Below are 23,071 nucleotides of genomic sequence, written 5' to 3'. Positions count from 1 at the left end.
CAAACATCCTGCATCAAACATCCTGCATCAAACATCCTGCATCAAACATCCTGCATCAAACATCTCAATAAAAATCAACACTTATGGTTGTTTTCACTCCCTTATACATGCCAATGGTTTCTAAACTGCTGATGCTTTTTTGAATTGCTGTTTTTAAAGTATTTACCGGTTGATTAATAGGTAACTTTATTAAAACAATCTGAATATACTGATTTCGAATTCTGTTTATTGATGGTTCTTGCGGACCTAAAACTAAAATTCCGTTTATATTGTTGCGCATATTTGCAGCCAGCCAGTTCGATGCTTCTTTAACTTTATTAAAATCAACGTGTTTCATTTGTAAGCGAATCAAACGGTAAAAAGGCGGGTATTTAAAGTTTAAACGTTCGTACATCTGTTCTTTAAACATTCCTTTGTAATCGTTTTGTGTAACCTGCTGTATGGTGTTGTGGTACGGATTATACGTTTGTATCAATACTTTGCCTTGTTTGTTTTTTCTGCCTGCACGCCCTGCAACTTGTGTCATTAACTGATACGCACGTTCGTACGCTCGGAAATCTGGAAAGGTCAGCATACTGTCGGCATTCATGATTCCCACAAGCGAAACATTATCAAAATCGAGTCCTTTTGCCAACATTTGAGTTCCAACCATAACATCAATTTCACGGTTTTTGAATCCATCGATCAATCGTTCAAAAGCAAATTTACCTCGGGTTGTATCCTGATCCATTCGCGCAATTCGCTTGTTTGGAAAAATCGATCTTAACGCATCTTCGATCTGCTCGGTTCCCAAACCTTTGGTCGTTAATTCGGTACTGTGGCAACTGTGGCATTTTGTGGGCATTGACATGGTATAACCGCAATAATGGCACTTTAAATAATTTTGACGTTTATAATAGGTTAAACTTACATCGCACGAAGTACAATGCGGCACGTTTGCGCAGGTTAAACACTCTAAAACAGGCGAAAAACCCCGACGATTTTGAAACAATAAAACCTGCTCGCCGTTATAAAAAGCTTCGGTAATGGCATCGATCAATTTTACACTGAAAATTCCGTTTACTTCTTTCTTTTTTCGAGCTTCTTTTAAATCTACCAAAACAATTTCGGGCAACTGCACATTTGTAAAACGCTGATTTAATTCTACATAGCCGTATTTTTGCTGATACGAATTGTAATAACTTTCCAGACTTGGCGTTGCCGATCCCAATAAAACTTTCGCATTAAACATTTTCGCCAGCACAATAGCAGCATCGCGCGAGTGAAAACGTGGTGCGGGATCGACCTGTTTGTAGCTTGCTTCGTGTTCTTCATCAACAATAATTAACTGCAGATTTTTAAACGGAAGAAAAATGGAAGAGCGCGAACCTACAACAATCTGCGCGTTTTCGGTATTATTCAAAACATGCTGATAAACCTCTACCCTTTCGTTTTCAGAATATTTAGAATTGTAAACCGCAATTTTGTTTCCAAAATAAGCCGTTAAACGCTGTACCAACTGTGTAGTTAAGCCAATTTCGGGCACAAGAAATAATGCCTGCTGATTTTTTTCGATACATTCCTGCAACAGCTTTATGTAGATTTCGGTTTTTCCGGCACCAGTAACGGCATTTAATAAGGTTACATCATGCTTTTCGAACTGATTTTCTATTGTTTGAATAGCTGTTGTTTGTGCTTCGGTAAACTGAATATCGTTTAAAAAAGCATCGGTAAACTGCACACGATCTTCGGCTAATGTATAAATCGTAAAAACCTGTTTCTTTTCCAGATTATTAAAAATGGCAGTAGAAACTTCGGCTTCTTTTAGTAATTCTTTTAGTTCGATTGGTGCTTGTTGGCTATTTAACTGAAAATATTTTAAAACAAGCGCACGCTGTTTTTCGGTTTTTAATTCGTTGTCTAAAAGGTTTATTAAGTTTTTTTCTTCTTTATAATTATCGTGTAACGAAACATATTTAACCAATTTTGGCTTGTATTTTTCGTAAATATGCTGGTTTAAATAGATAATATCTTTTTTAAGCAAATCATCAATAACGCCGAAAACTTTCTTTTTGTTTAGAATATTCTGAACCTCATCAAACCGAAGAATAGGCTGCTGTTCAAAGGCTTCGTACAATAAAAATTCATCATCAGACAATGATTTTAAATCAACAACCAAATCTCGGTTAAAACTCAAAATTGTTTCACTTTCCAACAAAAAAGCACTTGGTAATGCCGCTTTATAAACTTCGCCCAACGAACACATATAATATTGCGCAATCCATTGCCAAAACTCCAATTGAGTTTTAGTCACCAGCGGTTGTTCATCTATAATGGTATGAATATCTTTAGGTTCGTAAACCTGTGGTTTTTGGCTGTGTTTATTTAACACCATTGCGGTGTAAACCAAACGTTTGCCAAACGGAACGGCAACGCGCATGCCCGGCTGCAAAAAATTGTATTCTGCCTGCGAAACCCTATATGTAAAAGTAGTTGTTACTGCTATGGGCACAATAACATCTATAAAATAGTCCATAAAACAAAGATATAATAATAAGAAAAAACTAACATTGTTTTATGCTAGAATTACTTTATCTTATAATTCTAAAAGGTTCAACATTACCAATTAACACTAATCCGTCTACAACATTCCATAAATTCATATTGTAAAAAGTATGTCCCAATAATCTTGAATGAATAGTATTTTTAAGTGGATACTTTTGTGAAGTTATAAAATTTTCGCGCTTACCTTCTTTACTAATAAAACCTTCAATTGAATTATCTATTACTTTATCGATTTCAACTGGTTTATTAAACATGCTTAATTTATTGCCTGATAATGCTGAATAGGCTATAAAATAGTATTCTGAAGAAAATGTTTCGTTTAAATACCAACCTAACGGATATCTGTTATTCAAATAACCCGGAGTATAAATATCTTTAGGTGATTTAACTAGATGCGAACTTGATCCAAAGAGAATAATTTTACTATCTGCAAAGTTTTTTCTTAAAAAGCCTACATTTTTTGCCATCATAAAATCTCTGTTGTTATCAGAATCTCCAGATAGTTTTTCAGGATCATAAGATAATACGGTAAGTGCCTGAACAAAATACTTATCATCTATACTAACAGGATTAAAAGTTTCTAGAATTCTTTTAGAATAGTAACGAATTTTAGTACGAACTTTTTTATTATTTCTTAAAAGAGCTCTAAGATCTGTATGTGAGCCTTTCTCAACTATATTGACAAAATCTTCTTTTTCTTCTGCAGATAAGCTGTTTACTTTTTTTAAATCTTCTTTTAAATAGGTGCTAAATACAGATCCTGAAAAATGCACATCGAACCCAGTAAATAAAACGGTTTTTCCATTTTTATTCTGTTCATATAAAAAGTCGTACAACTCTATCATTATATCAGCATTTAATTGGCTGTACATTGCTTTTTCTATATACGAATAATCTTTAGTTTGTAAGAAACTTTTAAAACCATGATAAATTTCATAGAAATTTCCTTCAATAGCTATGATAGAAAAATCTTTTTCTTGAACTAATTCTTTAATTAAATCTATCCGATATTTTGTTATGGTGCTTTCTTGATGCGTAGGATCTCCTAAACCAACAATTTTAACTTCATTAGGAATAGAAGTTGCTATGTTTTTATTTATAGGATAATTGATATTTTGGCTAAAAGAGTAGTCAAACAGGAATAGTAAGCCAAACAAATATTTTGTCATAATTTAAGTATTTAAAAGGTTACGACAAATCTAATGTTTTAGGTAAAATATCTTATAAGTAGAAATATAAACTGTTGTTAAAAATAAAAAGCACTTCATTAAAATATGTTAAAGAAGTGCTTTTAAATTATTTATTTTAAAATTACTTAACACGAACCCACGTTTGTGTACGCCCTAAAGCTTGGATACCAACGTAGCCGCGAACATCTAATTTATCGGTTCCGTTTAATTTTAAGGCACATTTATATTCTTTACCAGTTCCTGGATCGGTAATTGTGCCGCCAGAATACTCTTTTCCATCTTTTTTTAGTCCTTTAATAATGGTTAAACCTTTAATGGGCTTGCCTTTATCGGCACCGGGACATTTATCGCATTTGGCATCTTTTTTATCGGTTAAAATTTCAATCACTTTCCCGTAAAGTTTTCCGTTATTTTCTGAAATTTCTACAATTGATTTTGCTTTACCTGTTTCATCATCAATTGTTTTCCACTTACCTGTTACTGTTTGCGCCTGCATGCTTAAAGCCGCAAAAGCTGTTAATACAAAAGTTGCAATTACATTTTTCATACGTTATTTTTTGTTTTACTGTTACTAATATACAAATTTCTTCGTTTGGCTGTATAAATCGCTGCGTTTAATTCAAAACCCAACAATAAAATCATACAGTTAATCCAAATATAAATCATTATAACCAAAAGTGTACCAATTGATCCGTACAACTCATTATATTTTGCAAATTTTGATACATAAAACCCGAAAGCTACGGAAGTTAAAGACATTAGCACGGTTGTAAAAACAGATCCGTAGGAAATAAATGCTAAATGTTTGGTTTCTCTTGATCCAAATTTATAAAGAATGGATACGGTGAGCAAGATCATTAAAACCACAAAAATATTTCGACCAATATCTGCCAAATACGGATATTCCGAAAAATGCATCAAAACTTCTACCGATAAATACACGGCAACAGAAAGCACCAGCATTAAACTTAACAATACCGATAAAACGATGGCTATTAAATATTGTCTGAAAAAATTTCGGGAAATTGATAAATGAGAAGACGACTGAAATCCGTTGATAATAGCATTTACACCATTTGCCATGAAAATAACCGACATAATTACCCCTGTTGATATCAAGCTTTTGTAAGAATTACTCATAATATCGACCAAAATTAATTCAATGGCATCGTAGGTATTCGGTGGAACATTTTCTTCTACAAACAACAAAAAACTCTGCTGAAAATTATCGATAGGTATATAAGGAATAAGGTTCAGCAAAAATAACGCAAATGGAAAAAGCGCCATAAAAAAAGTAAAGGCAATAGATCCAGCTTTGTAATTTAAGGCACCTTCTACGATTCCGGCAATATAAATTCGCAGTAATTCATATAAAGTTAAGCCTTCTAAACCGGGCAATTTTGTCCGCATAGAAAGCTTAATCAATTTGCCAATAACCGGCAGTTTTGTTATTTTGACTGATGATTTACCCAATTATAAAACAGCTTTTAAACTTAAATCCATATTGTAAACAGAATGCGTTAATGCACCGCTTGATATAAAATCGACCCCACATTCTGCATAATTACGAATGGTTTTTTCGTTGATATTTCCCGATGATTCTGCAAAACACTTACCGTTTATCATTGCAACGGCTGTTTTGGTATCATCGTAATTAAAGTTATCGATTAAAATTTGATAAACACCATCATTTGTAAGAATTTCTTCAATTTCGGTTAAATTTCTGGCTTCAACAATAATCTTTAAGTCTTTGTTATTGTCTTTTAAATACTGCTTTGTTTGAGTAATTGCCTGCGTGATTCCTCCGGCAAAATCAATATGATTGTCTTTCAACATAATCATATCATACAATGCAAATCTGTGGTTTTCACCTCCGCCAATCTTTACTGCCCATTTTTCAATAGCGCGAATTCCCGGTGTAGTTTTACGGGTATCCAACACTTTTGCTTTTGTTCCTTCAATTAAATTTACAAAAAACTTGGTTTTAGTAGCAATGGCACTCATTCGTTGCATGGAATTTAAAACCACACGTTCTGCTTTTAAGATCGATTGTGATTTACCTGTAACATAAAAAGCAATATCGCCATATTTCACAGGAGTTCCATCGTTTATTAAAACTTCGACCTGCATTTCGGGATCCACATAATGAAACACCATTTTAGCAAAATCAACTCCAGCCAAAATTCCTTCGTCTTTAACCAATAATTTTGCTTTCCCCATAGCATCTGCCGGAATACAAGCTAACGAGCTGTGATCGCCATCGCCAACGTCTTCGCGAATAGCATTTTCTATAATTAATTCCAGTTCTTTATTAAATTGTTCGTTTGTAATCATTTTTTTATACTTTAGTGCTAAAGTACAATTTTTTGAGATTTTTTTACCAAATCACATTAATTCAAAATGAAAAAAATACTATTAACAATCTTTCTACTACCTTTTGTAGCATTAGCGCAGGAACAATCTAATTGGGAAATTGGAGCACATTTATCGTTCCATAATAACAATCATTCCGGTACTTTCAAGTATAACTACGATCGTGAAATTCAGAAAAATTTATTTACAGACGGAGGAGTTTTTATTCAATATCATTATACAAAAAACATTTCGTTTTTAGGCGAAATCAACTATAAATCATTAGATTTTTATAAAGAAGACGCCCCAGGAATGATAGGTGGCGGATAACTAAAAAAGAAGAATTAAAATCTTCGATTTTAGAAATTCCGTTAATGGCAAGATACAGTGTTGATTATCACAAATGGAAATTTTTCGCAAATGCAGGAATTACTTTGAATTTTCATTTACAAGATCCCGAAGCCACTTACTCTTACGATTCGTTTACACAAAACATGCCGCCGTTTGATACAATTCCTGCATATAGTCAAACCGAAAATTTAAGTGCCTATTCTTCTGTTTTTTATATAGGATATAATGCAGGATTTGGTATTTCGTATCATTTTAATTCTAAATGGTCTTTAATTGGTGAATATCGCATTATGCAAGCTCTAGGAAATGACTTTAAAAATAAAGTTCCTTCTACAGAATTTGGCAACGAATTTACAATTACCAATTTTAAATACAACGCAAATCAATTTAGAATAGGTGTAGGATACAGATTATAACAACAATAAAGAACATGATTAAAACCGAAATAACTTGGAACGATTTTGAAAAGATCGATATGCGTGTAGGAACAATAATTGATGCGCAACCGTTTGAAAAAGCTAAAAATCCGGCGTATAAGTTGTGGATTGATTTTGGATCAGAAATTGGCATCAGAAAAACATCGGCACAAATTACCGTTTTGTATGGTATTGATGATTTAATTGGTAAACAGATAGTTGCCGTAGTTAATTTTCCACCAAAACAAATTGCCGATTTTATGAGCGAATGTCTGGTTTTAGGCGTTGTTGGTAGCGATAAAGAAGTTACGTTGCTGGCTCCGGGAAAAGCTGTAGAAAATGGTTTGGCAATTGGCTAAACTATTTTTTATAGTACACGATTAAAATAATTTCAAAACGCACAGATACATAGCTATAAATAATGTATAAGATTTTATAGTTCGTCATTGACGAAACATAGATTTTTTTGCACTATGTGGTTCGTCAAAGATTAAAACTATCTTGCCTTTTAAAATGTAAAAACTATGTGTCTATGTTGTTAAATCGTGTGATTTTTAACATCATTGTTTTTTTTGTTGTGTACTAAAGCTATTTTTGCAAAAACAAATTTCTTATGAACATCAAACTTTTGGCAATTGGTAAAACCGATAATAAAAATCTGCAAGCATTAATTGACGAATATACCAAACGACTGGGCTTTTACATTAAGTTTGATTTAGAGGTTATTGCCGACATTAAAAACGTTAAAAACCTTTCGGAAGCGCAGCAAAAGCAAAAAGAAGGCGAACTGATTTTAAGTAAACTCACTGCTACCGATCATTTAATTTTGTTAGATGAAAACGGAAAGACTTTTTCGAGCGTTGGTTTTGCCAATGAACTGCAAAAGAAAATGAATGCCGGTATTAAAACCTTAGTGTTTGTAATTGGTGGACCTTATGGTTTTTCTGACGAAGTTTACAAAAAAGCCAACGGAAAAATATCACTTTCAGCAATGACGTTTTCGCACCAAATGGTTCGTTTGTTTGTTATTGAACAAATTTACCGTGGCTTTACCATTTTAAAGAATGAACCTTATCATCATCAGTAAGTTTTTGGTTTGAAGTTTAAGGTTTAAAGTTGAATTGCGTTGTACTTTAGTTGGATGAGCTATTTTAAAAAATGAACAATATCATCATCAGTAGTTTTTGTTTATTCGTTCAATAGATTTCGTATATTTGGTTATGTATCATTTTAAAAACCAACTATATGGGGAAAATAGTCAAACAATTAGGTACAATAGAAAAGCATTTACACAAACAAGAAATTACTGAGTTAGCAATGGAAAATGCTCATGCTGTTATTGACAATGGAAAATATGATTTGCTTAAAGTTTACGTGGAACTCAAACGATACGAAACCTATCTCAAAGAACTCATTCAATGCTTAAAAAGTCCAGCACTAGATAAAGCAACAAAAACAGGACAAAAAACTTTCAATTATAATGAAGCAAAAGTTAGTATTTCAACAAGAACAAAATGGGATTTCTCTGTTGATTACAAATGGATTGAACTTGATAATCAAATTAAACAATTAACTCAAGATAAAAAAGATCGAGAAAAATATCTGAAGGAAAATAACAAAGTTCGCACAACAATTGACAAAGAAACTGGTTTAATACTTGAAGGGTTTGTACTACCCACAGAGATAGAGTACGGAATTACAATTAAATTATAAAAGCACAACTATCTTTTTTACTATTAAAAAATGAACCGTATCATCATCAATAGTTTTTGTTGGTTTGAAGTTTAAGGTTTAAAGTTAAATTACGTCGAACTTTAGTTCGATGATTATGATAGCAGATAGAAAAGGCTTTAGCCAAATTTAATATGTGACTAAAGTCTTTTTAGATTTTCATAAGAAACTATTGTTTGATAAGTTTTAGACATCTCGACTTCGCTCGATGTGACAATTAAAACCTAATTCACATAAACCTCACTATTCACATTTTCTGAAACATTTTGTTTTTCTAATTCAATTAGAATATTTACAAAAGTTTCAACACTTATATTTTTATCTATTCGCACTAAATAAGTTTGTGTTTTATCGAAAGTATTTTTAGCATCAGCTACCGATTTTAAAAGCAAACTTTGAACACCTTCTCCCAATTCATAAACAGGTTGTTCGCCTAAAGCAAAACTTTTAAAAGGCATTTTTACACACGCATTTTGCTTGTGAACGGTATCGCTGTAAACCATATAAATATCTTTGGTGTCTTCGTGCATACCGCCTTTTTTATGTTTTTTTGCTGTAAGTTCTTGTAAAAACGGAGCAACTTCATTCAACGTTAAATCTCTATCAACAGAAAGTACCCAATGCGTATTTCCTATCAAGCTGTTTTTTTTGATTTCAACCTTTCCTTCTTCATTTTTAATAATATAAGCTGGACTAAAATCGGTCATTTCGGTTACAACAGAAAAATCAGATCGACTGATTTTCATTTCTTTTTGTTGGCACGATGCAAATAAAATCGCACCAAAAATCAAGGTAAATAGTTTAGTTTTCATAATCATAAATATTTTTTTTACCACAGATGCACAGATTTAAATTTTTACTGATCTCAAATACAGTTTAATCTATTTTCTAAATATAAAATCTGTGTAAATCCATAAATCTGTGGTTGTTTTAAAATTGCACATTCAGTTAAAAAATCTTAATAATTCTTTTTAAGTAAAATACGCTTTTATTTATCTGTGAATCTGTGGCAAATTTTAGTTACTATAGGTTTTCTTATATAGTTTTACACATTCTACCGCTTCTTTCACATCGTGTACACGCAACAAATTAGCTCCTTTTATTAATGAAATGGTGTTTAAAACTGTTGTTCCGTTTAACGCTTCTTGCGGTGTGGTTTCGAAAAATTTATAAATCATCGATTTTCTTGAAAGTGCCGATAATATTGGAACGTCTAAGTTTTGTAATAAATCCAACTTATTTAAAACTTCGTAATTCTGATCTAACGTTTTCGAAAATCCAAAACCCGGATCCACAATAACATCAACAATTCCGTGCTGTTGTGCCTGTGCTATTTTATCAGAAAAATAATAAATCATTTCGTGCATTACATCATCATAACTAGTAAACTGCTGCATGTTTTGCGGCGTTCCTTTCATGTGCATCATAATGTATGGCGCTTTAAAACTACCTACAACCTGCATCATTTTATCGTCTAAATTTCCTGCCGAAACATCGTTAATTATTGTTGCACCCAAATCCAAAGTTTGTTTGGCAACTTCGGAACGAAAAGTATCAACAGATAAAATAATATCGGGAAATTTATTCACCAAATGTTTCACAACAGGCACAATGCGTTCCAACTCTTCTTCTTCCGAAACAAAAGGCGCATTAGGCTGGGTAGAATACGCTCCAACATCAATAATATCAGCTCCTTCAAGCAACATTCTTTCAGTTTGCTGTTCGATTTTTTCTAACGAATTATGCAATCCGCCATCGAAAAAAGAATTGGGTGTAACGTTTAAAATGCCCATTACTTTTGGAACTTCAAACGTGATTAATTTGCCTTTACAGTTGATCGATTTCATTATTATTGGAATAATTACCTGCTTTTAATTTTTATTGTGAAAACAGATTGTTATTTTTGATAAAATTTATACAAAGATACTTGAATATGCTTTCTACAGCGGAACAATATGATAAAATAATTGCCATTTGCAGACAATTATACATTAAAAAATTACAAGATTACGGGTGTGCATGGCGCATTTTAAGATTGCCGTCGTTAACCGATCAAATTTACATTAAAGCGTGCAGAATTAGATCTTTACAAGAAAATGATGTACGAAAAATTGATGAAGATGAAACTTCGGAATTCATTGGAATCATCAATTACAGCATTATGGCGTTGATTCAGCTGGAAAAAGGTGTTTCTAAAGAAGCAGATTTATCTAACCAGGAAGCTATTGATTTGTACGATAAACATTTGGCAATTACCAAGGAATTAATGCTGAATAAAAACCATGATTACGGCGAGGCTTGGCGCGATATGCGTATTTCGTCTCACACCGATATTATTCTGCAAAAACTGTTGCGTGTTAAGCAAATTGAAGACAATGAAGGAAAAACTATTGTCTCAGAAGGTTTAGATGCCAATTATCAAGACATGATCAATTACGCTGTTTTTGCACTAATTTTAATGGATTTTGCCCAATAATAATTTACAAACCCTATTTTGAAAAATAAAAAGAATGGAAAATTTTAAAAAATATTTACCGTGGACCATAAGAATCATTATTTCAGTTTTGTTCTTAATCTCTGCCGTTGCCAAATTATACCCGAGTCCGTATTTTGCAATTTCGACTTTTGAAGTTAAGCAATTATATCCACTTGGCTTTTCGGAAGATTTTGCCGTATTTTTCTCTCGAATTTTGATTGGAATTGAATTAGCTTTAGGTATTTTGTTACTTCAAAATAATTTCTTACGAAGAATTGTTGTTCCTTCTACCCTATTAATGTTGGTGGTTTTTACAGTTCATTTGGGTATTGATACCATTCAAACCGGAGGAAATTCTGGTAACTGTGGCTGTTTCGGAAGTTTGTTGCCAATGACACCCATCGAAGCTATTATCAAGAACATTATTGCTATTATTTTATTGATAATTTACTTATACGTTACACCTAAAACAGTAAAAGAAGGAAACAATTTCTGGGTTTTATCAACCATAACATTTGCTTCCATTTTAGCATTGTTTATGTTGGCTCCAATTCAGCCTAAAGTAGTAGAAGTTGCTACAGAAGAAATTGAAACGCCTTTAGAAAACTCAGAATCAATCGAAACACAAACAACTGAAACTGTTGCTATAAATACAGCTGAAACTGTTGCTGTTGAAGAAACTCCAAAACCAGTTGTTGTTGATGAGCCTGCAAAAGTAAAATCGGGTTACGCACAGTATTTTTCGAACATCGATCAAGGTAAAAAAATATTGGCATTGTTTGTTCCAGGTTGTGAACATTGTAGAGATGTAGCTAAGGAACTGACAGAAATGAAAGCAAAAGATAAAAATTTCCCGCAAGTTCAAGTTGTATTTATGAACGAAGAACCAGAGAAAATCCCTGATTTCTTTGCTTTTGCCGGAGCTACTTTTCCATATAAAATAATTGAAGTAATTCCATTTTGGAAATTGTTGGGCGACAGAAAAGATACGCCTGGTATCATTTATTTTTGGAATGGTAACAAAATTAAAGAATGGGACGGAATTAACGAGCAAAAATTTGTTGGTTCAGAATTAAAATCTGTTTTAAAAAAGAACTATTCCGAAATTAAAAAATAGTGGTTAAATACTTTCTAAATAAATTAGGCTATTCGTTTTTCACGCTTTTTGGCGTAGTAACCGTTGTGTTTATATTGTTCAACATTTTGCCGGGCGATCCTGCCAGAATGATGTTAGATCAAAACGAAAACTCGGAACAATTGGTTTTAATTAAAAAGAAATATGGTTTTGACCAACCCGTTTCAACGCAATATTTATATTATTTGAACGATTTATCGCCGATATCGTTTCATAAAACTCAAAACGATCATTATACGTTTTATACCAATGAAAAATATGGCGGAAGCGTTTTATTCAGCACAAAAAATTACGATATCGTTTTAAAAACGCCTTATCTGCGCGAAAGTTTTCAGAAAAACGGCAAAAAAGTAACCGATATTATTTTACACACCCTGCCAAGCACCGTAGTTTTAGCCGTGCTTTCTATTGTAATTGCATTACTTATTGGAGTGTTTTTGGGTGTTTTATCGGCTTTGAATGCCAACAGTTTTTTTGATCGATTAATTGCATTAATCAGTACGTTGGGTATGAGCGTTCCATCGTTTTTCAGTGCCATTTTATTCGCATGGATTTTTGGCTACGTACTGCACAATTACACCGGCTTAAACATGACAGGTAGTTTGTACGAAGTAGACGATTTTGGCGAAGGCACGCATTTAGCATTGAAAAATGCGATACTGCCCGCAGTAGTTTTAGGCATTCGTCCGTTGGGCGTTGTAATACAATTAATGCGAAATTCATTGTTAGAAGTGTTGAATCAAGAATACATTCGTACCGCAAGAGCCAAAGGATTATCAACCTATAAAATCATCACCAAACACGCGTTGAAAAATGCGATGAATCCGGTTGTAACGGCAATGTCGGGTTGGTTTGCATCAATGTTGGCTGGTGCGGTTTTTGTTGAATATATTTTCGGGTGGAACGGTTTAGGTAAAGAAATAGTCGATGCGCTGAACAATTTAGACCTTCCGGTGATTATGGGATCGGTAATCGTTGTAGCCACCACCTTTGTATTAATTACCATTTTAGTAGATTTAATCTACGCTTATTTAGACCCAAGAATTAAATTGAAATAGTATGAAAAAGATTTTTATAACCCTTTTAGCTTTGGGTTTTATCGCAATTAGCTGCGATACCAAAAAAGTTGACGAGAAAATTGCCCACGAGATAGAAGATTTAAAAGATACCTTATCTATTAAAAAAGATACCGTTTCGGTTGATGATAAAAAATTCAGTCCAATAACCTTGAACAAGGAATTTGACGATGTTGCAGGAAACAAAATTTCGTTTAAAAACATTTTAGAGAAGCACAAAGGATCGCCTATCGTTATAGATGTTTGGGCATCGTGGTGCCCCGATTGTATCAAAGGTTTTCCGGAATTAAAAAACCTGCAAGAAAAATATCCCACCACCGCTTTTGTATTTCTTTCATTAGATAAAACAAAAGACAAATGGACCGAAGCGATCAAAAAATATGATTTAAAAGGCGATCATTATTATCTGAACGAAAAAATGAAAGACGAGTTTGGTCAGTCAATTCAATTAGATTGGATTCCACGTTATATTTTAGTCGACGCCCAAGGAAACATCGCGCTAAAAAAAGCCATTGTAGCAAACGACACCCTTTTAATTAAAACATTAGATAAATTACAACCTTAATATGAGACATAAAGTTATTGCAGGAAACTGGAAAATGCATAAAAATGCCGCAGAAACAACAACTTTTTTAAACGATTTAGTCAACAATATGCCAAACGGCAAAGAGGTTGAAGTTATGGTTGCACCACCATTTACCAACTTAATGCTGGCAACGCAAATTTTAGAAGACACCAATATTACGGTAGCTGCACAAAATATGCACCAAGCAGAAGGCGGTGCTTTTACAGGCGAAATATCTGCCGATATGCTTACAAGTGTAGGGGTACAAACCGTTATTTTGGGACATAGCGAACGCAGACAATATTTTAAGGAAACTCCGTCACTTCTAGCAAATAAAGTAGATACCGCTTTACGCCATAAAATGCGCGTAATTTTTTGTGTTGGCGAAGAATTAAAAGACCGTAAAAGCAAACAGTTTCAAAACGTGGTGTTTTATCAGTTAAAAGATTCTTTGTTTCATTTACCAAAAGAAGCTTGGGAAAACATTATTATTGCCTACGAACCTGTTTGGGCAATTGGTACAGGTGAAACTGCTACGCCGGAACAAGCACAAGAAATGCACCAGTTTATCCGCGAACAAATTGCACACCATTACGGCAGTTTAGCAAACAATGTTACCATTTTATACGGTGGCAGCGTAAAACCAGACAATGCACAAACCATTTTCTCACAACCCGATGTTGACGGTGGTTTAATTGGCGGTGCGGCTTTAAACACAGCAGATTTTACTGCGATTATTGAGGCGATGTAATCACTTTAAATATATAAATTATTACAATCGGATTTTATATATTAATTTTTCGTTTAATTTAAAACGTCATTTTAAGATAGAATAAAATGATATTTTTGTGGTAACATAGAAATGAAAAACAATAGTTTTAATCATTTTTTAAATTCTTTTTCAATAAATCATGATGGATAGTAAGAGAAATAAACACGAAAATTACGAAATTCTTAATTTAATTGGTTATGGATTATCAAAATTTAATGATGATTTTATAAAAGAATTTGGATTAAAAACCAAAACTGCTTTTTATGAATATTGTGTAAATATTGGTATTGCAGAAACTATCGGAACTGTAAAAAATAGAATGGATTTGTTTGACCATTTCTTTCCAAATAATGGAAGAAAAGGTTGGTGGCAAAAAGGCGATGCTTACATCCATCGAAAATATTTGATTGATAGTCTTTTCGGAAATGAAAATGTAAACAGCTATGCAAATATTGTAAAACTATATCTTAAAGAAAACTATAAAGTCAATGAAATTTTTGTTGAAGTTACTCCAATTGTAAAATCAAGATTTAAAAAATTACAAGAAACTGGATTAGAAGCTGAACTTTATTTTATGAATAATTTCAATTCTATTGAGAAATTTAAAAATGGAATTTTAGAAGATGCAAGATTATTTGGAGATGGATATGATTTTCAAATTAATGTAAATAAAAGTTTGTATTTAGCAGAAATTAAAGGAATTAGAGCAAATAAAGGACGTTTTAGAATGACAGAAAATGAGTATAACAAAGCATTAGAATATAAAAATGAATATTTTGTTACTTTAGTTCTAAATATGAACGATCTGCCAGTTTTTTAACAATTGAAAATCCAGCTAATAATTTAAAGTTTAAAAAAGAAGAAAGAATTTCTAAACCAACTATTGAATATCATTTATTATCAGATATATGTTAAGTTTTGAAGATAAAGTCAATGTATTTAAATCTTATCTTGAAAAAGAAAATGAAAATTATTCCGATATAATGAAAAATGAAATATATTTTTATTTTTTTGAAAATGAGTCTGATTTAAAATTCTTAAATGTTTTCAAGTCAAAATTAGATATAGAAAATAAAGTTGAGCAAGTTGTAAGTAGAATGGTTTTACATGAACACGAGGATGAATTAAAAAATATTATTTTCTATCAATTTTATGGCTAATGAATTAAATCAATGGAACGCAAATGGAAGAAAGCGAGATTTTGGAGAAATTTACATTCAAATACCAATATAAATTCATAAAAAACATCCAGATTTCTTTCCACCAAGAGATGAAATTTTCAACTTGCAAATTCCTACGGGAGATATTTTTTCTGCAAAAGTTTGCCAAGAAAATTCAAAAGCATTAATGACAAATCCTAACAAAGCTTTGTCTGATTGGCTTTTGCGTAAAGTTTTACAACTACAAGAAGGACAACTTGCAACAATGGAAAAACTAGACAAATTAGGTTTTGATAGCGTTATAATTTTGAAAGATGAAAATGGAGATTTTAAAATCGATATTATGAAAACAAATGCTTATATTGAATTTAATAATATGCTCTCGTAAAATTTAACCGTAGCTATGAAAAACATACTTTTAACAATAGGTTTATTATTTGGAACGCAGGTTAATGCACAAGATTTTTTAGTAGGTCCGTCGGTGGCTTATCAGTCGCAGGCAGGAAACATGCTAAAAGTGGGTGGTTATTATTTACAGCCGTTGGCAGGAAATGCAGTAGGAATAAAATTAGAAGCTAATGCTAATTTTGCATATTTTAGAGATCAGTTTTTGGTATTTCCCGAAGGAAGTTTTACGTTTTACCCCACGTTTAACAATTTAATTGTTCCGTTTGTAGAAGGCGAATTAACTCCGTACACTGCCACGCCCAAAATAGGATTATCTATAGCAAGTATTGTAGAGTTTGGTTTTGGATACGGCTTTGATATTAAAACAAAGCAAGACTTAAAACCAATTAAAGGCTTTACTTTTTCGTTAGGATTTAATATTCCGTTGAATGCTTTTTAATTAACTTTTCCATATAAGTTTATCTTAACAATGCTATTCAGTGATTTTTTACCACAGATACACAGATATATTTTTACAGGTTAAAGTTCTATCATCTGTTGCTTAACGCTATCTTTCTAGGTGCCTATTTGGTTTTAATCGAACTCATATGACTAATTAAATTTTCACAGATTTTGAATGCGTTGCATTCAATAAGTTGCATAATTTTATGATTTGCCTGGAATAATGAATAAAAATCTGTGCATCAGTGGGTATAATATAGCCATGCTGACTGCAGCATAGTTTTTTATTATCAGAAAAATGAGTATATTTGAATTTATCAAAAAAAAGGGGCCTTATGGAGACTACAAGCAAAAAGCATTTAGGACGCAACATCAGCCGCATACGCGAAATGAAAGGAATGAAACAAGAAACCCTTGCCGAGATTCTCGGTATCAGCCAACAGAAAATGTCGGTTATAGAAAATACAGAAGAATTAGACGACACCAAGTTGAACGAAATTGCCAAAGCATTAGATGTACCAGCAAACGCCATCAAAGAATATTCTGATGAAAGAATGATAAATATAATTTCTAATAACACTTTTCAAGATGACTCTTCTGCGGTGAAGAATTTATTCAATCCAACCTTCAATCCTATAGATAAATTGGTAGAAGCGTATGATGAAAACAAGAAATTATAAGCGCCTTTTACAAGCAGAAAAAGAGAAGACAACGTATTTGGAACAATTGTTAAAAAAATAAGAATTATTCAATTTAAGAATGACACTATAAAAAGTAAAAAATTCGGCTATTTCACAAAGAGATAGTCGAATTTTCTATTTACGCACATTTTTCCCGAAAATGTGTTTCATGCACTATCTATGCCTTTGCTATGCTTTATCTATGGAGCATCCCCCTAGTTGCTATTTTAGATAAATTTTCGGCGAGCTGTTTTTACACAATTATTGGTTAACCAATAGTTATATGGTAAAAATGGATGTTATTCGTAAACAAATAACGTATTAATGGTTACAGATGGTAAACATTCAGCATTTATTTCCCACAGATACACAGATATAGTTATCTAGAAAAACTAAACTTCTCGATACGATTTCACTGTATTTTATTTTACGAAATCCACTCGAAGTGAAGATGTTTCATAAAAGCTAGTGGAAAGATCTTATTCTATTAATAATCAAACGGAAAATGGCGGTCTTTATTCAGTTTTTTATCACTTTCAATCACTTCGGTTGGGATTACTTTTAAAAACGACGGATGTTGTTCAATTGCATACTCGATTTTTTCAACAATCTGTTCAATAGTTTCATTTTCATAATCAATCTGCAAGGGTTCTTTAATGGTAAATGTCTGTAGAATGCCTTTCTTCTTCAACCACAATCCCTTTTTATCAAACGAACGTCGAAAACCATCAATAACAATCGGCACCACAATAGGTTTGTGCTCTTTTATGATATGTGCCGTTCCTTTTCGCACCGGCTTAAACGATTTGGTGGTTCCTTGTGGAAAAGTAATTACCCAGCCGTCTTGCAATGCTTTTTTAATATTTTCGGTATCGTTGGGGTTAACGGCTTTTTTTTCTGCAACGTCTTTACCTTTTTCGCGCCAGGTTCTTTCCACCGTAATAGCTCCGGTATAGCCCATTATTCGTGGTAAAATACCCGATTCCATAGTTTCTTTGGCACTCACGTAATACAAGTTCATTTTTGGATTCCACAGATAAAGTACATTCTTAATACTGTCTACCCTACCCTTTAAACTAGCGTTAAAAACATGAAACATTGCCACAACATCGGCAAAATATGTTTGGTGGTTCGATATAAAAAGGACGTTGTTTTCAGGAAGATTTTTTATCACTTCGGATCCATCAATCACTAATTCGTTAAATCCACGATAGCGTTTATGTGTAAGAACACCAAAGATTCTAATTAACCACTTTTTAATGAATATTATATGTCCGAACGGATCCTTTTTAAACAAGCTCATATTTTCGTTTGAAATAACAAAGATACATTTTAAAGATCAAAATTTATGAGTTTTTAACAAACTGCGAAATAGTTGAAAATCATTAAGAACAAAGCATTTTAATAATCTTTTCAATCTCATTTGCTTTATTGACCGTCATAAAATGCCCGCCGTTTTTAATGCTGTAATCAACTTTTAAATATTTTGCAGGAAGAATATGATCGTTTGTGCCATGAATGTGAATACAATTTTGCGGTACAACTGTATTTTTCCAGTTAACAATTTGATTGATTGCCCATTTTAAAAAATTCGAATCGGTATCTTTTATGATATTTTTCAATAATAGCTTTTCTGCTGAAGTTTTTGCTCCGAATAGCCAATTTGTAATAAAATTCGTTGATTTTAATAATGAAGATGGAATAATTCTATTTAATTTTAGTTTTCCGGCAATCAGAAACCATTTAGGTAATTCATTTTTATTTTTAGCAGATGCCAGTAAAATAACCTTTTTAATAGGAATGATTTTAGAAACTTCAACAGCTAACATTCCGCCAAAAGATAATCCAATTAAAATACTGTCTTTTTCAAAATCTTTTGAAATTCTTTGCGCATAACTTTCAAATGTTTCCTTTTTTAACGGATCGATCCAATCAATAAAAACCACGTTCAAATCAAAAAAATTAATGTAATCGAACACTCTTTTATCAACTCCTAACCCGCTAAAAATATAGATTTTACTCATTTCAAACCGAAATTTAAAAAACGCTTTTAAAAGTTTCCTTAATTTCACTTAAAATCATGGCAGTTGCGCCCCAAACAATATGATCGTTAATTACAAAAGCCGGAACAGAAATATCGCTTCCATACGATGTGTTCATGCGAACGTTTTGCACCAACGAATCGTTTAGCAGCTCTGCCACAGAAAGTTCAATAATACCGCTTACCTCATCGGGTTGCAACACAAAATTTTGCGGTTGTTGCGCTATTCCCATAAACGCAGAAACCATAAAATTACTTGGCGGAATGTACAAATCGCTCCATTGTTTCACAATTTCAATATCTGCCAGACTAATGCCTACTTCTTCGTTTGCTTCGCGCAGGGCGGTTTGTTGCAGGTTTACATCTTCTACTTCTTTTTTGCCACCCGGAAAAGCAATTTGCGATGAATGCACACCAGGATAAGACGATCGAACAATTAAAAGCAAATGTGCTAAACCATTTTTAGGATAGAACAAACTTAAAACTGCCGATGCTTTAGGATTTTTTGCAGAATAATCGTAATTTTGAAGGTATTGAACACGCTCTAACGGTGCCATTTTTAAATGAGCATCCAAGGCAAATAACGGTTGTTTTGCTACTGCACTTAATCTATTATAAAACTGTTCAAATTGCATAACACAAAAATATCTTAAATATAAGCAATGTTTAGTAAACAAGAAGCGCTACAAATAAAAAAAGATTTCTGGACGGGTTTTGCCGAGGCACATCCGCGTAAATGGTTGTTGCATAACACCAAAATAAAAGACGTTACTTTTAAATTTTTTGTAGATAACAAAACAGCACAAGTTGCATTGGAAATTGAACCAAAGGATGACGAAAAACGCACCATTTATTTTGAAAAAGTAGAATCGTTAAAAGCTATTTTGTTGGAAGAATTTTTACCAGATGCCATTTTTGAACGTAATTACTATCTGCCTAACGGAAAATTAATTAGTAGAATTTGGGTTGATATCGACAAAAGCGTAAGTGTAAACAATAAAAAAACTTGGCAAGAGATTTATGATTTTTTTGCAGAGAAAATGAACAATTTTGAATTGTTTTTCTACGAATACGAAGATTATATTAAAGATTTAGAAATTAACACTTAACAAAATGGCTCATTTAAAAACTTTTAGTACTTTAATATTTTTAAAACAAAGCTTTGAAAAGATACCATCAGTTTTTAATTATAATACTTTGCCTTTGTTGTTGCAGTGCTTTTTCGCAAACGAAAGACAGCATTTCAACAACTGCACAGCAAATGCAGAAACTTGAGGATCTTTCTAAAAAAGGAAAATTTACAAGGCAACTACACAAATTGCTGGTACGCAAAAAACCTACCAATGTAAATACAAATGTACAAGCGGTTAAACAAACCGATATTGATTACGATTTTGAAAAATTTCAAGGAAAAGTAATTCGAAATATTATTATTGATACTTACGATCCTTTTGGGTTTTCTATTCAAGATACTTCTCAGGTTCCTAAAAAACAAATCGAAAAATTAGGAAACAGATTACATCTTAAAACTAAAAAATTTACCGTACGTAGTTTATTGCTTTTTAAACGCAACCAACCTTTAGATTCTATAAAAGTAAAAGAATCTGAACGTTTATTGCGTACTCAACGTTATATTCGTAGAGTTTCAGTTAAACCCGAAAGCATTTCTGCCGATTCTGATTCTGTAGATATTCACATAAAGGTTTTAGATGCTTGGAGCTGGTATCCTTCGGGGTCATTATCAACATCAAGTGCACGTTTAAATCTTACAACACGCAATTTTGGCGGATTAGGTCATTATTTTAACAACCAATACCGCACACGTTTTAAAGAAGGCAGGCACGCGTATCGCACACAATATCAAATAAATAACATTGGGCAATCGTTTATTGATGCTGGGGTTTACTATAATTTAGATTTAGCCGAAAATTACACAAAACAAATCTATGCCAACCGTAGGTTTTATACACCAATGACACGCTGGGCTGGTGGAATTACAATGTATCAAACATTAGCTCGCGACTCGGTTCCTAATTTAGCAGGTATTCGCAAGTTGGAAAGTTTTAAATCAAATGATTTTGATGTGTGGCTTGGTCATTCTAAACCGCTGTATTACCGTTACAACAACCTGCATAAAGTTCAAACAAACTTAGTAACATCGTTAAGATATTATTCTAAAAATTATTTAGAACGTCCACTGGGTGAATACGATCCGCATAATTATTTTACCAATCAAAAAATGTATTTGGCTACTGCTGGTTTGGCATCTATAAACTACGTACAAGACCGTTATATTTTTTATTATGATATGATTGAAGATATTGCGGTGGGAAAAACATTTATGATTACTGGCGGAATGCAGCAGAAAAACAATATAAACCGTCCGTATATAGGTGCGCAGTTTGCTTTGGGAAAATACACCAAACGCGGTTATTTTGGCGGAGAAATACAGTGGGGAACGTTTATTAACAACAAGCGATTTGAAGAAGGCGTTTTTAGAATGGAAGGATTGTATTTTTCAAAGTTATACCATTTAGGACGTTGGGGTTTTAGACATTTTTTTAATCCGGAAATTGTTATTGGATTAAACCGATGGAATTATGCCATGGATAAAATTACCTTAAACGGAGTTTATGGGATTGATGGTTTTGACAGTTATGAATTGCGCGGAACCAAAAAAGTGTTATTGAATTTACAAGTGCAATCATACGCTCCGTATGAGTGGTTGGGCTTTAGATTTAGTCCGTTTTTTAGCACTTCGATAGGTTTTATGGGCGATAACAACAACACGTTTGTAACAAAAGATATGTACAGTAAAATTGGTTTGGGTGTTGTGATAAGTAACGATTACTTGGTTTTTAACAATTTCCAATTCTCTTTGGCTTTTTATCCAAATATTCCAGGAAACGGGCACAATATCTTTAAAACCAACAACCTGCGAAACACCAATTTCAACCTGCAACAGTTCGATTATGGCAAGCCGAAATTGGTGCCTTATAATTAAAATAAATCGCCTCTAAAAACATAGAAGCGATTAATTTTATTTCTGCCACTCTTTATTTCCTTTAAAAAACAAGAATCAATAGGTTTAATATTCAGTTGTGTTTTTGTTAAAAAAACAATAATGAAATATGTGTGATTCAAATATATAGCCTATTCTTTATTGAACTTATATAGTATAATAGAAGTAAATAATTGATAATAAATTTTAAGATAAAAAAAATAGTGGAAAATTTCTACATTTTGATTAAATTAATCACGATGTTAAGATTTTTGCTACACAAAAAAAATATAGTATATTATTATACTATATTTTATATTTTTATTATTATTTAAATTAATTTCATGTTATAAAATAGATAATAAGCCATAAACATCTTAATAAACTGTAAATCAATGTTGTTCATAGCATCTAAAAACCTAAAGAGTTTAGTAATTCTATTAAAAAGAAACTCAGCAATCACTAGAAAATGAATAGAGCAGTTATAAAAGCACGAATTTTGTAAAGATTAAATGTATATAAATATACTTTTTTAAAGATTTTGTAAATAAGCATTTTTTAAAATAACTAACAATTAAATGAAATAAGATATTTATAAACTAAAAAATGATTTTATAAATGTAGAATTAATATATCTTTTACAATTTATTATGAGTAAAAAAGTAATAATATAACCCGTAGTGCATTATAGAAAAAGTTGCTCAAAAGATTAAAAATCAGTATATTGTATTG

General features: G+C 32.3%; 27 protein-coding genes. 17 read left to right on the top strand and 10 right to left on the bottom strand.

The annotated features are described in order from the left end of the window. Positions 1-64 precede the first annotated feature (64 nt). The 5 genes from priA to nadC all read right to left on the bottom strand — a co-directional run bounded on the left by priA (position 65) and on the right by nadC (position 6,068). The gene (priA, locus tag EG242_RS08035; RefSeq protein ID WP_124899376.1) at positions 65-2,515 is read right to left on the bottom strand and encodes a replication restart helicase PriA; all 2,451 of its coding nucleotides are present in this window, start codon (positions 2,513-2,515) and stop codon (positions 65-67) included. 55 nt (positions 2,516-2,570) lie between these two features. Continuing rightward, complete coding sequence (locus tag EG242_RS08030; protein ID WP_124899375.1) at positions 2,571-3,713, bottom strand: erythromycin esterase family protein; 1,143 nt, start codon at positions 3,711-3,713, stop codon at positions 2,571-2,573. 142 nt (positions 3,714-3,855) lie between these two features. Beyond that, positions 3,856-4,281, bottom strand: coding sequence for a DUF2147 domain-containing protein (locus tag EG242_RS08025; protein ID WP_124899374.1), 426 nt, complete (start codon positions 4,279-4,281; stop codon positions 3,856-3,858). Beyond that, the gene (locus EG242_RS08020) at positions 4,278-5,144 is read right to left on the bottom strand and encodes a YihY/virulence factor BrkB family protein (protein ID WP_124899373.1); all 867 of its coding nucleotides are present in this window, start codon (positions 5,142-5,144) and stop codon (positions 4,278-4,280) included. Before EG242_RS08020 ends, EG242_RS08025 begins: the two co-directional genes overlap by 4 nt. A gap of 63 nt (positions 5,145-5,207) precedes the next feature. Then, on the bottom strand, positions 5,208-6,068 hold the full coding sequence (gene nadC / locus EG242_RS08015; protein WP_124899372.1) for a carboxylating nicotinate-nucleotide diphosphorylase: 861 nt from the start codon (positions 6,066-6,068) through the stop codon (positions 5,208-5,210). Between the two features lie 66 nt (positions 6,069-6,134). Here nadC and EG242_RS08010 point away from each other — a divergent pair, with 66 nt between their 5' ends. From EG242_RS08010 to EG242_RS07990, 5 genes are all read left to right on the top strand, one after another. Beyond that, entirely contained in the window at positions 6,135-6,416 is a 282-nt protein-coding gene (locus EG242_RS08010; protein WP_124899371.1) for a hypothetical protein, read from the top strand. Then, entirely contained in the window at positions 6,413-6,853 is a 441-nt protein-coding gene (locus tag EG242_RS08005; protein WP_262673658.1) for an outer membrane protein, read from the top strand. Before EG242_RS08010 ends, EG242_RS08005 begins: the two co-directional genes overlap by 4 nt. 14 nt (positions 6,854-6,867) lie before the next feature. Continuing rightward, positions 6,868-7,212, top strand: coding sequence for a tRNA-binding protein (locus tag EG242_RS08000; RefSeq protein WP_124899369.1), 345 nt, complete (start codon positions 6,868-6,870; stop codon positions 7,210-7,212). A 254-nt stretch (positions 7,213-7,466) separates the two neighbouring features. Further along, entirely contained in the window at positions 7,467-7,940 is a 474-nt protein-coding gene (rlmH, locus tag EG242_RS07995; protein ID WP_124899368.1) for a 23S rRNA (pseudouridine(1915)-N(3))-methyltransferase RlmH, read from the top strand. A 158-nt stretch (positions 7,941-8,098) separates the two neighbouring features. Then, positions 8,099-8,566: a hypothetical protein gene (locus EG242_RS07990; protein ID WP_124899367.1), complete on the top strand. Its 468-nt coding sequence runs from the start codon at positions 8,099-8,101 to the stop codon at positions 8,564-8,566. Between the two features lie 242 nt (positions 8,567-8,808). Here EG242_RS07990 and EG242_RS07985 read toward each other — a convergent pair whose 3' ends face one another. Both EG242_RS07985 and folP read right to left on the bottom strand, forming a co-directional pair. After that, entirely contained in the window at positions 8,809-9,396 is a 588-nt protein-coding gene (locus EG242_RS07985) for a hypothetical protein (RefSeq protein ID WP_124899366.1), read from the bottom strand. 204 nt (positions 9,397-9,600) lie between these two features. Next, the gene (gene folP, locus EG242_RS07980) at positions 9,601-10,431 is read right to left on the bottom strand and encodes a dihydropteroate synthase (protein ID WP_124899365.1); all 831 of its coding nucleotides are present in this window, start codon (positions 10,429-10,431) and stop codon (positions 9,601-9,603) included. 86 nt (positions 10,432-10,517) lie between these two features. Between folP and EG242_RS07975 the strand changes: the two genes are divergently transcribed. The 10 genes from EG242_RS07975 (at position 10,518) to EG242_RS07930 (ending at position 17,297) form a co-directional block, all read left to right on the top strand. After that, on the top strand, positions 10,518-11,060 hold the full coding sequence (locus EG242_RS07975) for a DUF1599 domain-containing protein (RefSeq protein WP_124899364.1): 543 nt from the start codon (positions 10,518-10,520) through the stop codon (positions 11,058-11,060). 34 nt (positions 11,061-11,094) lie between these two features. Beyond that, positions 11,095-12,177: a DoxX family protein gene (locus EG242_RS07970; RefSeq protein ID WP_124899363.1), complete on the top strand. Its 1,083-nt coding sequence runs from the start codon at positions 11,095-11,097 to the stop codon at positions 12,175-12,177. Continuing rightward, positions 12,177-13,253 carry an ABC transporter permease gene (locus EG242_RS07965; protein ID WP_124899362.1) on the top strand — a complete coding sequence of 359 codons (1,077 nt, stop codon included), beginning with the start codon at positions 12,177-12,179 and terminating at the stop codon, positions 13,251-13,253. The genes EG242_RS07970 and EG242_RS07965 overlap by 1 nt, the downstream gene beginning before the upstream one ends. A gap of 1 nt (position 13,254) precedes the next feature. Next, positions 13,255-13,836 carry a TlpA family protein disulfide reductase gene (locus EG242_RS07960; RefSeq protein WP_124899361.1) on the top strand — a complete coding sequence of 194 codons (582 nt, stop codon included), beginning with the start codon at positions 13,255-13,257 and terminating at the stop codon, positions 13,834-13,836. 1 nt (position 13,837) lies between these two features. Next, entirely contained in the window at positions 13,838-14,587 is a 750-nt protein-coding gene (tpiA, locus tag EG242_RS07955) for a triose-phosphate isomerase (protein WP_124899360.1), read from the top strand. 160 nt (positions 14,588-14,747) lie between these two features. After that, positions 14,748-15,428: a DUF3883 domain-containing protein gene (locus EG242_RS07950; protein WP_203227693.1), complete on the top strand. Its 681-nt coding sequence runs from the start codon at positions 14,748-14,750 to the stop codon at positions 15,426-15,428. 88 nt (positions 15,429-15,516) lie between these two features. Continuing rightward, positions 15,517-15,768, top strand: a complete 252-nt coding sequence (locus EG242_RS07945; protein ID WP_124899359.1) for a hypothetical protein — start codon at positions 15,517-15,519, stop codon at positions 15,766-15,768. A 73-nt stretch (positions 15,769-15,841) separates the two neighbouring features. Continuing rightward, entirely contained in the window at positions 15,842-16,156 is a 315-nt protein-coding gene (locus tag EG242_RS07940; RefSeq protein WP_397258425.1) for a hypothetical protein, read from the top strand. Between the two features lie 15 nt (positions 16,157-16,171). Next, positions 16,172-16,615 (top strand): hypothetical protein, encoded by a 444-nt coding sequence (locus EG242_RS07935; protein ID WP_124899358.1) that lies wholly within the window; start codon positions 16,172-16,174, stop codon positions 16,613-16,615. 337 nt (positions 16,616-16,952) lie between these two features. Continuing rightward, entirely contained in the window at positions 16,953-17,297 is a 345-nt protein-coding gene (locus EG242_RS07930) for a helix-turn-helix domain-containing protein (RefSeq protein WP_317124941.1), read from the top strand. A gap of 487 nt (positions 17,298-17,784) precedes the next feature. Here the strand turns inward: EG242_RS07930 and EG242_RS07925 are convergent, their stop codons facing one another. The 3 genes from EG242_RS07925 to EG242_RS07915 all read right to left on the bottom strand — a co-directional run bounded on the left by EG242_RS07925 (position 17,785) and on the right by EG242_RS07915 (position 19,973). After that, on the bottom strand, positions 17,785-18,600 hold the full coding sequence (locus tag EG242_RS07925) for a lysophospholipid acyltransferase family protein (RefSeq protein ID WP_124899357.1): 816 nt from the start codon (positions 18,598-18,600) through the stop codon (positions 17,785-17,787). 82 nt (positions 18,601-18,682) lie between these two features. Then, positions 18,683-19,321, bottom strand: coding sequence for an alpha/beta hydrolase (locus EG242_RS07920; RefSeq protein WP_124899356.1), 639 nt, complete (start codon positions 19,319-19,321; stop codon positions 18,683-18,685). A 13-nt stretch (positions 19,322-19,334) separates the two neighbouring features. After that, positions 19,335-19,973: an NUDIX hydrolase gene (locus EG242_RS07915; protein WP_124899355.1), complete on the bottom strand. Its 639-nt coding sequence runs from the start codon at positions 19,971-19,973 to the stop codon at positions 19,335-19,337. Between the two features lie 27 nt (positions 19,974-20,000). Here EG242_RS07915 and EG242_RS07910 point away from each other — a divergent pair, with 27 nt between their 5' ends. Both EG242_RS07910 and EG242_RS07905 read left to right on the top strand, forming a co-directional pair. After that, positions 20,001-20,447 (top strand): DUF4268 domain-containing protein, encoded by a 447-nt coding sequence (locus EG242_RS07910; protein WP_124899354.1) that lies wholly within the window; start codon positions 20,001-20,003, stop codon positions 20,445-20,447. A 152-nt stretch (positions 20,448-20,599) separates the two neighbouring features. Next, positions 20,600-22,342 carry a BamA/TamA family outer membrane protein gene (locus EG242_RS07905; RefSeq protein ID WP_124899353.1) on the top strand — a complete coding sequence of 581 codons (1,743 nt, stop codon included), beginning with the start codon at positions 20,600-20,602 and terminating at the stop codon, positions 22,340-22,342. Positions 22,343-23,071: the final 729 nt, after the last annotated feature.

It is taken from the genome of Paenimyroides viscosum, from assembly GCF_003858535.1.
GTDB lineage: Bacteria > Bacteroidota > Bacteroidia > Flavobacteriales > Flavobacteriaceae > Flavobacterium > Flavobacterium viscosum.
The sequence above is the reverse complement of the archived record's forward strand: the minus strand, read 5'-3'. Positions and strand labels throughout refer to the sequence as shown.